This is a genomic window from Rhodanobacter sp. FW021-MT20 (assembly GCF_041107475.1).
Taxonomy (GTDB): Bacteria; Pseudomonadota; Gammaproteobacteria; order Xanthomonadales; family Rhodanobacteraceae; genus Rhodanobacter_A; species Rhodanobacter_A glycinis.
In genome coordinates this window covers 68,267-77,634 of the sequence record NZ_JBGBPX010000016.1, presented here as the reverse complement: position 1 = coordinate 77,634, position 9,368 = coordinate 68,267, and the positions used below count along the sequence as shown (strand labels likewise).

At 61.5% G+C, this 9,368-nt stretch carries 14 protein-coding genes; 6 read left to right on the top strand and 8 right to left on the bottom strand.

Going from position 1 to position 9,368, the window contains the following annotated elements; translation table 11 throughout:
• Positions 1 to 76: 76 nt before the first annotated feature.
• The 3 genes from AB7849_RS15590 to AB7849_RS15580 all read right to left on the bottom strand — a co-directional run bounded on the left by AB7849_RS15590 (position 77) and on the right by AB7849_RS15580 (position 1,740).
• On the bottom strand, positions 77 to 352 hold the full coding sequence (locus AB7849_RS15590) for a hypothetical protein (RefSeq protein WP_369501347.1): 276 nt from the start codon (positions 350 to 352) through the stop codon (positions 77 to 79).
• A gap of 149 nt (positions 353 to 501) precedes the next feature.
• A complete protein-coding gene (locus AB7849_RS15585) occupies positions 502 to 1,299 on the bottom strand; it encodes a SprT-like domain-containing protein (RefSeq protein WP_369501346.1) in 798 nt (265 codons plus the stop codon).
• A 183-nt stretch (positions 1,300 to 1,482) separates the two neighbouring features.
• Positions 1,483 to 1,740, bottom strand: coding sequence for a hypothetical protein (locus tag AB7849_RS15580; protein WP_369501345.1), 258 nt, complete (start codon positions 1,738 to 1,740; stop codon positions 1,483 to 1,485).
• A gap of 183 nt (positions 1,741 to 1,923) precedes the next feature.
• Between AB7849_RS15580 and AB7849_RS15575 the strand changes: the two genes are divergently transcribed.
• Together AB7849_RS15575 and AB7849_RS15570 are read left to right on the top strand one after the other, a co-directional pair.
• Positions 1,924 to 2,262, top strand: coding sequence for a hypothetical protein (locus AB7849_RS15575; protein ID WP_369501344.1), 339 nt, complete (start codon positions 1,924 to 1,926; stop codon positions 2,260 to 2,262).
• Positions 2,263 to 2,281: 19 nt separating this feature from the next.
• Positions 2,282 to 2,485, top strand: a complete 204-nt coding sequence (locus AB7849_RS15570) for a hypothetical protein (RefSeq protein WP_369501343.1) — start codon at positions 2,282 to 2,284, stop codon at positions 2,483 to 2,485.
• Between the two features lie 316 nt (positions 2,486 to 2,801).
• Here AB7849_RS15570 and AB7849_RS15565 read toward each other — a convergent pair whose 3' ends face one another.
• The gene (locus tag AB7849_RS15565) at positions 2,802 to 3,098 is read right to left on the bottom strand and encodes a hypothetical protein (RefSeq protein ID WP_369501342.1); all 297 of its coding nucleotides are present in this window, start codon (positions 3,096 to 3,098) and stop codon (positions 2,802 to 2,804) included.
• Positions 3,099 to 3,303: 205 nt separating this feature from the next.
• On the opposite strand from AB7849_RS15565, the gene AB7849_RS15560 reads away from it, so the two are divergent.
• Complete coding sequence (locus tag AB7849_RS15560) at positions 3,304 to 3,792, top strand: glycine zipper 2TM domain-containing protein (protein ID WP_369501341.1); 489 nt, start codon at positions 3,304 to 3,306, stop codon at positions 3,790 to 3,792.
• A gap of 65 nt (positions 3,793 to 3,857) precedes the next feature.
• Here AB7849_RS15560 and AB7849_RS15555 read toward each other — a convergent pair whose 3' ends face one another.
• The 4 genes from AB7849_RS15555 to AB7849_RS15540 all read right to left on the bottom strand — a co-directional run bounded on the left by AB7849_RS15555 (position 3,858) and on the right by AB7849_RS15540 (position 8,002).
• Positions 3,858 to 4,253 (bottom strand): hypothetical protein, encoded by a 396-nt coding sequence (locus tag AB7849_RS15555; protein ID WP_369501340.1) that lies wholly within the window; start codon positions 4,251 to 4,253, stop codon positions 3,858 to 3,860.
• A 302-nt stretch (positions 4,254 to 4,555) separates the two neighbouring features.
• Positions 4,556 to 5,353, bottom strand: a complete 798-nt coding sequence (locus AB7849_RS15550) for a response regulator (protein ID WP_369501339.1) — start codon at positions 5,351 to 5,353, stop codon at positions 4,556 to 4,558.
• A gap of 45 nt (positions 5,354 to 5,398) precedes the next feature.
• Complete coding sequence (locus AB7849_RS15545; RefSeq protein ID WP_369501338.1) at positions 5,399 to 6,316, bottom strand: NAD-dependent epimerase/dehydratase family protein; 918 nt, start codon at positions 6,314 to 6,316, stop codon at positions 5,399 to 5,401.
• 12 nt (positions 6,317 to 6,328) lie between these two features.
• Complete coding sequence (locus AB7849_RS15540; RefSeq protein WP_369501337.1) at positions 6,329 to 8,002, bottom strand: ATP-binding response regulator; 1,674 nt, start codon at positions 8,000 to 8,002, stop codon at positions 6,329 to 6,331.
• 74 nt (positions 8,003 to 8,076) lie between these two features.
• Between AB7849_RS15540 and AB7849_RS15535 the strand changes: the two genes are divergently transcribed.
• The 3 genes from AB7849_RS15535 (at position 8,077) to AB7849_RS15525 (ending at position 9,368) form a co-directional block, all read left to right on the top strand.
• Complete coding sequence (locus AB7849_RS15535; RefSeq protein ID WP_369501336.1) at positions 8,077 to 8,430, top strand: response regulator; 354 nt, start codon at positions 8,077 to 8,079, stop codon at positions 8,428 to 8,430.
• A 161-nt stretch (positions 8,431 to 8,591) separates the two neighbouring features.
• Entirely contained in the window at positions 8,592 to 8,978 is a 387-nt protein-coding gene (locus AB7849_RS15530) for an Hpt domain-containing protein (protein ID WP_369501335.1), read from the top strand.
• Between the two features lie 87 nt (positions 8,979 to 9,065).
• Positions 9,066 to 9,368, top strand: coding sequence for a hypothetical protein (locus AB7849_RS15525; protein ID WP_369501334.1), 303 nt, complete (start codon positions 9,066 to 9,068; stop codon positions 9,366 to 9,368).

Below are 9,368 nucleotides of genomic sequence, written 5' to 3'. Positions count from 1 at the left end.
CTGCGAGCCTTCTTTTTATCGCTACGCTGGCTGAGCACGCGCCTGCGGCGCTCTCTCAGCCGACAAGAGCTAGCCGCTAAACGCCACCCTTACCGAAATGCATCGGCTTCAATACGCCGGTCGGATCATAGGCGTGCACATCGCGATCGCCATTGATCTGCACATGGTGATACGTGCCAGCAGGCTGGCCGTTGATCGTGGTGCTGATGCCGGTGCTTCCCGCTTCGGATGAGGGAATTTCGTAGTGATCGACACCACCGGCCGAATGCTGGTACTTCACTCGGATCGGGATATGCGGGTAGTTATCGAGGGTCAGATAACCGAGCTGACCTGGCTGCAAAGTGTTGCTCATCTGCTTCCTGCCTTGTTGATGGACGACTAGAGCATCTGCACAAACGCAGAGCGCAGATAGTTTACCCCAGCACCAATACAGACCATCGGCACCGGCTCGGCTGGCCAGCGCCTATCAGGATGCGTGACCAACGTCACTGCGATGCGCAGCTACAAGGGCGTTTCGACCAGCCTCGCGTGGCAGGGGTTGCAACTGAGATCCATACCGCACTTGCCCCACACCTGGTCACCGCAATCCGGGCAGCGGTAGTTCGACCTGGTTGGCTTGCGGCGCTCATCGGTCGGCCACACCACAATCTCCTCGGCGGCGCCCAGCGAAATGCCGTCAGGTAGTCGCGGCTTCGCCAGGGCCGTCGCCGCGGCTTGAAGCTCCTCCTCGTCGTCGTCCTCGACCGCACCGACGATCTGGATGGTCGGCGCTGGAGATAGATTTACCGGCGGGACGTAGCCGGGCGGAATATCTGCGCCGCGTGGAATGGCCACCGGGAAGCGGTCGATCCACGACAACCGGTAGTGGTCAGTGAGCAGCGCATCCGCTGCTCGATCGAAGGGGCCGCCGTCGATGATGTAGTGGCTCACCCGATCGCCGACGCGCCGGCCACCTGGTGCGCCGGTGTCGGACGGCATCAGGCCCGCCGCCTCGCACATGCTGGCCCACTCGGCGTTGTGGTATCGACCGCGACCGGGCGACCCAAACGTCTCCTGCCAGAGGTGCACTTGCTCGTGCACGAGCGTGCTCAGGGTCTCCTTGAGCGGCCTGGCGGCGAAGTAGGCCGGATTCAGGGCGATCTCGTGGGTGAGTTGCCCGTCGAAGCGCACGAAGCGGCCAGGGCTGAAATAGCCGAAGGTATCCTTCGAGCGATTCAGCGTGATAAGGCATGGGGGCAGCATGCCCGCGAACAGGCGCTGGTTGAAGAAATCGTAGGCGTGCTGCAGCTCGGGGTACATCTCCCCGGTGGCTTTGACCCCCGTAACCCTGGTTCTGCCCATGGGTCGATTTTACTGAACCGCCTGTAACGTGCAATACACACTATTCAGCACAGTCCAAGGCATGGATGGGGTGCAAAACAATGGGGTGGAAAAGAAAAACCGCCCAAGCTTGGGGCTTGGGCGGCGCTGGTATCAGGTGGGCTAGTAGCTGCGCTCGGCGCGCAAGATCTCCTCGATCAGCTCGTAAAGCGTCTCGCCATGGGCGGCCAGGACGGCCGGGACTTCAATCACGGCGCTTGTGCGGTAGCTCGCCTGGCTGCAACCGGCCCGCAGATCCTCGGCTTCTTCCCGGCTTTCGCCAGCGAGGACGTATAGCTCGCCAGAGGTTCCGCCCTCCTGTACCACCAGGTAGGCCGGGCGACCGGCATTGGCTTCTGTCGCCGTCGTTGCTTCACTCATCAGGATCTCCGTGCATGGCCATCGACAGGATGGCCTTCGTGGGAAGGTGCGACATTCGGCGCGCCGCCACTGTTGCGCGAGTTCGCCGACGCGCCGAATGTCGCACGGTTACGAAACCTTTCAGCGTATACCGTAAACGGTGCTAAAGTCCGCACGGTTACTAGAAAGAAGGGCGGATGCGACATGCACGATGGCGGCGATAAGTCCGGCCAAAGCGAGATCAACGGCGTCAAGCCTGACGTTTTCACGGAGCTTCGTGAGCAACTCCGATATGCCAACTCGTTTCCGCCCGATAGCGCAGAGCGCATCGCTCATCTGCAGAACATCAGCGCGAGGCTGGAGAACCTTGCAGGGCATCGACAAGTCGACCCGTGCACGGCCGCGGCCTGCGTGATCGACATGGATGGTCATGCGTCGCTCTACCTCGACGCCGTACCGGCGGACGAGACCGTCGCCAACCTCTTGAGGCATTGGGGTCGTCGAGTCAAGATCCTTGCGATCAAGCACCTGGCCAATGAATGATGCTTTTGGAGATTCGACGATGATCTGGTGGGTTCTATTGCTGTGGTCAGTCGGCGGGGCCTTAGCTACCGCCAAGATTGAGCGAGGCGAAGACACCATCGAGAACCACAAACGCGTGCGGCAGTTTCGGCTTAATTGGCGCTTCGATATGCAGGATGAGCTGTGGCGGCTGATTCTCGCCGGGCCGCTGATGTGGCTCGCGGCGTGGATCGAAACCAAGTAGCTGACCACAGTTCGGACTGAGCCGGGATGACGAAAAGGCCACTCCAACGTCGAATGCGCCCCAAGCACTTCACCGGGGCACAGAAGCATGCGCTAAAGATCGCTGCGCAGGGCTCGCTGAACTTGTGCGGGCGCAGTTACCGAGGCGCAGATGGCGGCCTGGTCAGGCGAGCTACGGCCTTGTCGCTTGTCTCGCGAGGCTGGCTCGTAGTGGCGGCCAAAGATGGCCACGGCCAACCCACGTGCATCGAGCACGTGGGCGCACAGATAGGCTTCCCGTTCGTATCCGGCGAGGTTTCGCCGGGCGCCGGCGGCGATTAGGCCGCCGCCGAATCGATGGTTCGCACCAGGACATCATTCGAGGGTAGGCCGGGTGCATCCAGGACTTCATCGCGCGAACGATTGGACAGGTGAACGAGCAGGATGGCGCGAATGCACCGCATGCCGTGACACCCGGCAATTCCGAACGCGATGCCGGTGATCGCGATCGCCCAGATGAGCGGCCAGGCGTGCGCGAGGGCTGGCCCGCTCCAGCAAAGCATCGCGCAAATGGCTGCAAGCGTGACCAGGCAGCCGCAGCCCAACAGGTAAAGAGACGTTTCCAGCAATCGCATCGTGGCACTCCTTGGCGTGGCGTGGTGGATACTGCACAGAAACAGCAATCCGAAGGATACCGTGATACGCGTCGCATTTCACGTTAAGCGGTAACGCTTCGCTTCAGGGTTTCCAGCAGTGCGACGGCCGCGCAACAGTTCCCGGCCACGATTGGCGATGCCTTGCCTCGAAGCCACGGATTCCCGTGGCAACTGGAGCAAGACAATGCGCAAGATCTTCGTTGTGATGGCCGCTTTCGCGGCCCTGGTCGCCTTCGGCGGAACCGCGATGGCTCAGACCGCATCGGCACAGCCGGGCGTGATCGTCGCCATAGCCGCGGCGCCGGCGACACAGGCGCAGGTTGGTTATGGCCAGCAGGCCGTGTACCAGCCCCAGAGCAACGCCGGCAGTATGGCCGGTGGCGTGCTGGGTGCGGCAGTAGGCGCTCTCGCCGGCCGCCACATGCGTGGCGGCGGATCGTGGATCGCCGGCGGCGCAGGTAGTGCCATTGGCGCTTTGGTGGGCCACATGGTTGACCAGCGCGCCAACGAGCGAGCTGCACAGCAGGTGGCTTACGCCAGCACCGCAGGTGCGCAGGTGATCGTCCGTCTCGATGGCGGTCAAACCGTGGCGGTGTTCAGCCGCCGTGGCGGCTTCTACCCGGGCGAGAAGGTCTGGGTCGTCGGCGGTGGCGAGTTGGTGCCCGCAGGCTGATGCAAAAAACCCCGAGACTTTTTCAAGGTCTCGGGGTTTCCTTTTTGCTCAAAGGAAAGACTGGACTAGCGCGCCACCATCGCCCAGCGCTCCATGCTCCGCTGGCGAGCGGACACGCGTGTGCGAGCCCGCAACACTGCGGCCATGTCGCGCATGGTCGATGCGCACGTCGCGGTAGCCAGGTCGACGAACCTGGTCACCGCCTGCGCCACCACGGGATCGCCGAAACCCAGCGGACTGCCTGCACGGATGGACTCGATGACGCAGATCCGGGCAAGGGCCGCCCGATCGGTATCGATGTGCACTGCCCCGTCGCCATCCACCCATGCATAGATCGGCGGATATCGACGACGACTCGGCAGAGCATCGCGGCAGGCATACTCTCCAATGTAGGTGGGATTCATCGCCCCGTCGTTTTGCAGGCGCTCCAGCAACATCACGAACAACTTCTGTGTATCCATGGCCGTCTCCTCGGCTAGATCGCCACCGGCAGCACCACGCAACCGGGAAGCCACTTCATTGTAGTGGCTGAAAATGCCAGGGAGGTGAGGAAGTCAGCTTGCTGCTCTGCATCGCGATGCGGTCACGGCACGAGCGATGAAACCCCGTACACCCCCCTGTCATGCTGCGCCCGCGCTCTTGCTTTACAAACGCCAGGCAACATCACGGGGAGAAAGATAAGGGGAGCCCCGGGCAAAGACCATTGGGAAAGTTACGAGACACCGGTCACAGCCCTCCGCAACGAGGGTGGAAGCGCGCTTCATTATGAGACGTGCGTCACATATTTCTGATCTGGGTTAAGCGGGCCGTCATCATCAAGTTCGCACGTCAGGCCGTTCTCGTAGAGGTACGGGACAAGGCCGGTCACGTCGCGGAGCTGCAGCTTCTGGAGGCCGTTGTACTTGTGCGTGGTCACGGTTGAATAGCTTCTACCGGTGGCGGCCACAATTTCGTTCGCGTTGCGACCTCGACTGAAAGCGAGCAGGACGGATCGCTCACTCTCGGTGAGGCTGACCCACGGGTGATTCTCCAGCGCGCTGAAATCGATGCGGCTATCGGTGTACGTCCGCCCCTCACTAACCGCAAGGATGGCGTCGACAAGCACCGACGTAGAGCTGCTCTTGGAGACGTAGGCCATCGCACCGGCCCGCGTAACGGCCTTGACCAGGAAGGGGCTTTCGTCCGCCGAGTACACCACGAGCCTGGCGGAGCGATCGGCGTCATGGACGGCACGCACGAGTGCAGCGCGCTTGAGGTCACCAGGCATCACCAGGTCGAGGACGATGATCCTTGGAAGCGGGCTGGCTTTGGAACAGAGTTCGAGCAGGGTGCGACTGCATTGCGCAGTGACGAACTGCTCCCTGGCGACGCCAAGCCGGCTCTCGCAGATCTGGCAGACCGCCATGGCCACCGAGGGGTGATCGTCGGCGACCACAAAGGCGAATCCGTCGCGCTCGTGATGGGGTGCTATGGCGTCCATAGCACCCCATTGGGCCGAAAAGGCAGTGACGCGATGCGTCGCGATGTGACCACGGTTTTCATTCTCCTCGCGCCGCATCATCTCCTAATCTGCCTCCTATGGCCAAGCGTAGGGATGTCGCAGCGGTCAAGCCTTGCCTAACGACTTCAGTGCATCAAGACGGGCGTCCCAGGCGGATCGCTTGGGACGCCAGCCGAGATCGCGAGCAGCCTTTTCACAGGTCGCGGTCGACGTCGTATCCAGCATCGAAATCAAGGTCAGCAAATCCTTCTGGATAAAGAGGCGACCGACCTTCGCGAGAGCACGGACTATGCCAAAGCGCATGCGCCGGATCTTCCGGCCCTCCTCCTGGCCCTTGCGGATGTAGTCGCCGCCCAGTGCGATGATGTCCGGGGCGGCAAGGTTGTAGAGCCCTCGGACGTCTTGCTGGAGGCCGGCAAGCACGGCGTCCACCACATCATCCTCATGCACCACCTGCTGTTTCGGCGCGTTGGCGCCGAAATCAAGCCATACAGGCAACAGAAAGATTTCACGAAGGAACTTCTGTGCTCTTGCGCCCTCCACCAGGTGGGCGCGGAACTGGATGGCTTCGGGCAGATTGCGTTGGATGTACTGCTCCACGGCCAGCTTGTGCTGTGCGTAGGCGAACCACGTCGGAGGCGCAGGCGTGCGGGATTCGTCCATGTTCTCGCCGCTGCCGTACACCGAAATGCTGCTCATGTTGATGAACTTGCGAATGCCAGCGACTCGCGCCGCATCGACAACGTGTGCACTGCCGTCGACGTTCACGCTGCGCATCTCAGCGTCAGAGAGCTTCCCTTGCGATACTGCAAAGCCCAGATGCACAACGGCATCGTGGCCCTGGATCAGGGTCTTCAGTTGCGCGTCGCGCATGTCGAGCTGGAGCGGTTTGAACTTCTCGTGCTGGAAGTCGCCGCCTTTCACGTCGATGCCGGTGATCGATTCCACCCAGGATTGGGAACACAGCGCAGGCAAAAGCGCCGAAGCAATACAGCCAGAGGAACCGGTGACGAAGATTTTCATAGATGGATGGGCTCAAGAGAGAGTGGGTTGAGTGTCGACTGACTGAAGCCGCTGCGCAGGACGCAAACGCTCGACCGTTGCCAGCAACGCGCTAGGGTGCAAGGGCTTCTGCAGAGCGCCGTCGAGGAGGCGACTGTCCAAAGCCCGGGTAAACACAGAGGGTTGGTCGCCAACCTTGTCGGCGCTGATGATGAGTAGCTTCATGGCAGGCTGCCTCGCCCTGATCGCCGAGGCCAGCTCGATGCCATTCATGCCTGGCATGCGGTAGTCGAGCACGCAAATATCGTAGCGGTTGCCGGCGTCGATCGCGGCGAGCGCATCGATGCCGTTGGCGGCGGCATGCACGCTGTATCCGGCCTCGCGCAGCACCGAAGACCACGCGTTTCGGCTAAGAAGCTCATCGTCCACAAAGAGCACTGCCGCGGCCTGGGTAACTGCGGTCGCCGGTTGTGAGGGGCCGATCGGGGCATTCACTGGAGCGGCGCCAGAAGCCACAGTGACGGGCGCATGGAGCCGGAAGGTTGAACCCAGCTGAGAGCTTTCGAGTTCGACGCGCCCTCCCATCCTTTCGATGGTGTCCTTGACGATCGCCAGGCCCAGGCCAAGTCCTTCGGTTTCGGGCCTGGCCGCCCCACGCTGGAAGCGCTCGAAGATCCGATCCCGCTCGGCCAGAGGAATGCCTGCGCCGTCATCCCGTACCTCGAACACCAGCCCCTCCCCATCCCGCGACACGGAAAGGGTCACCAGCGAACCACCCGAGTGCTTCGCGGCGTTGTTGACCAGGTTCATGAGGCAAACGGACAGTGAATCGTAAGGGCCGTAGAAGGTGCCACGCACGCCTCGATGCTTTACCTCGATCGTGATACCGCGACTCTGCGCAAGAGGCTTCACGATGGTGGCCACCTGCCGCAGGAGTTCTTCCGGCACGAAGGGCTCGGAGGGTTCGTCAAATTTCAGGTCTTCGACCGCGGTGCGACCCAGCATGGCGCGAATCTGCCGCGTCAGCTGGATCGCGCTGATGCGGATACCGTCGATGGACGGTTGCGAAAGCTGGCAGTAGCCGATGATGGAGCTGACCGGTGTAAGGAGGTCGTGCGAGACGTCCGAGATGAAGCGATTCTTGGTCTTGTTCGCTTCGTCCAGCTGCTTGTTGGTGGCGGCAAGGCGTTCGAGGAGCTGGAGCAATTCAGTCATCGGTCGCATCAACGCGAGCGGAATGATGACGAGCGTGAAAAGCAGCGTCAGGAAGACACCGAAGATCTTCCAGTGCGTGACAAGCGCGGAAACGATGAACGTCGTACTGGTGAGCAACATGCCGAGCTTCAGGTACAGCGGGCTCCGATAGCGCAAGCCGAAGCCGATGGAGACCCAGAGCAGCACGGCGAACATGCCCATGAGGCCACTGCCGAAGCCAATCATCGCGAGGCCAACAATGGCGCAGTCGTAGACCATTGCACCTATGTGGCGGGCACGATCAGGCCCTATCCTGCGCCACGCCATGACAAGCCAGAAAACGGTCGCACAAAACCCGAAAAAGGTGATGATGCGCAGATACTCGGTGTTGTAATGCGCGAAGCAGTAAGCCATACACGCGAAGAAGATGACGACGCGCAGATAGGCTTGGCTCAGCTCGTTGCGATCGGGGTTGATGGAGAACTTGTTCTCCAGTTGACGTAAAATCTTCATCGTTTCGCTCGTCGCGCCGAAGGGGGTGCGTGCCGGGTGATCGCTATTCTCATGCGAGTGATTGGGACATGTGGGTGTTGGTCATCGACGATGTTGTATCGAACACCTTCTTCATCAGCCATGCACTCAGCTCTCTGAATCATCACGCGGTGGTGGAACACGACGCGGGTGTTGCTCTGACCCTGCTCGACCAGATGGCGTTCGATTGCATTCTCGTGGACTTCCACATGCCTAACCTCAATGGCTCGGCATTCCTGACGGCTCTGCAGGCGAAGCTCACCGCCTCTGGCCGGACGATTCCCGTGATGGTGATGACTGCAGACGCATCGCCCGAGGTTGCTGCCGAAGTGACAAACCTTGGCGCATTGGATGTGCTTCGCAAACCGATCGGCATCGGCACGCTGGCAGCAGCATTGAATCGGCTTTGACCCGGGTACAACCCGACCATTCCCCCTACTGTTGTGAGCCGGCGATGATAGCCCACGGCCCCTTCCGCTACTACGCAAGAGGCTCAATACGGGGGCGTTTGGTGCCCGGGATCGCGTCGTTTACCATAAAGATTGGGCATCCCAAGCGGAGTTCTACGGAAATGGAGTTCCCACCTATCTCCCTCGACGGAGCCGCGCTTGCGGTCTCGGCCGATTCGCAGCTTGGAACCCTGGCGCACCTCAATCCTTCCGCCTGCATCCAGTTCGCCAATGCGCTCCTGAAGGATCTCGATGGCGCTTTGGCGGCGTGCACCCTTGGGAACAGCGCAACATCGATCGCGGCGCGATTCGAGCAGATTCATACGCTGAAAAACATGGTCATCTCGACCGGATGCAAGCCGCTGGCCGACGCGTGCGCTGCGCTGCAATCTCTCTGCCTCGCCACGGGCGACCCCGCCCGGGCTCGCGAGACGTTTGATGCGATCGCGCAGGCGGCCCAGCGGCTGATAGCAAACTACCGGGATGGGATGGTCGCCCGGGCGGGGTGATGAAGCACAGGGACGCAACGGGCTGAGCGCCGCTCCATTCGCGCCCTACTCCGAAGCCCGGCATCGCCGGGCATGAAGGAGCGCAGCATGTCACCTGTAGCAAAACCTGGCTGGATCATGACCGCCCCGGTTGTGTCGACGTCGCACCTCGATGCGGAGACCGGTGCCGATCTGGCTGGCCAGACGCTCGCTGGCAACGGAAATCGGTGGGGGCTTTGCGTGGTACCCATGCCGACCGGAAGCCTGGTGTTCGTCGGCGACGATCCGATGGACGATCTACCGCAGTGCTTTCAGGACGTATTCGCCAAGGTGAAGGAGTGGGAGCACGAGTGGGTGCGCCTGGACTCCGATGGCGACATCATCGAAGGCTTGCCTACGTTCGATTGGTAA

Excerpts from the sequence above, each read along its gene's own strand:
- AB7849_RS15590 (WP_369501347.1), bottom strand. The coding sequence starts at position 352 with ATGAGCAACACTTTGCAGCCAGGTCAGCTCGGTTATCTGACCCTCGAT.
- AB7849_RS15585 (WP_369501346.1), bottom strand. The coding sequence starts at position 1,299 with ATGTACCCCGAGCTGCAGCACGCCTACGATTTCTTCAACCAGCGCCTG.
- AB7849_RS15580 (WP_369501345.1), bottom strand. The coding sequence starts at position 1,740 with ATGAGTGAAGCAACGACGGCGACAGAAGCCAATGCCGGTCGCCCGGCC.
- AB7849_RS15575 (WP_369501344.1), top strand. The coding sequence starts at position 1,924 with ATGCACGATGGCGGCGATAAGTCCGGCCAAAGCGAGATCAACGGCGTC.
- AB7849_RS15570 (WP_369501343.1), top strand. The coding sequence starts at position 2,282 with ATGATCTGGTGGGTTCTATTGCTGTGGTCAGTCGGCGGGGCCTTAGCT.
- AB7849_RS15565 (WP_369501342.1), bottom strand. The coding sequence starts at position 3,098 with ATGCGATTGCTGGAAACGTCTCTTTACCTGTTGGGCTGCGGCTGCCTG.
- AB7849_RS15560 (WP_369501341.1), top strand. The coding sequence starts at position 3,304 with ATGCGCAAGATCTTCGTTGTGATGGCCGCTTTCGCGGCCCTGGTCGCC.
- AB7849_RS15555 (WP_369501340.1), bottom strand. The coding sequence starts at position 4,253 with ATGGATACACAGAAGTTGTTCGTGATGTTGCTGGAGCGCCTGCAAAAC.
- AB7849_RS15550 (WP_369501339.1), bottom strand. The coding sequence starts at position 5,353 with ATGATGCGGCGCGAGGAGAATGAAAACCGTGGTCACATCGCGACGCAT.
- AB7849_RS15545 (WP_369501338.1), bottom strand. The coding sequence starts at position 6,316 with ATGAAAATCTTCGTCACCGGTTCCTCTGGCTGTATTGCTTCGGCGCTT.
- AB7849_RS15540 (WP_369501337.1), bottom strand. The coding sequence starts at position 8,002 with ATGAAGATTTTACGTCAACTGGAGAACAAGTTCTCCATCAACCCCGAT.
- AB7849_RS15530 (WP_369501335.1), top strand. The coding sequence starts at position 8,592 with ATGGAGTTCCCACCTATCTCCCTCGACGGAGCCGCGCTTGCGGTCTCG.
- AB7849_RS15525 (WP_369501334.1), top strand. The coding sequence starts at position 9,066 with ATGTCACCTGTAGCAAAACCTGGCTGGATCATGACCGCCCCGGTTGTG.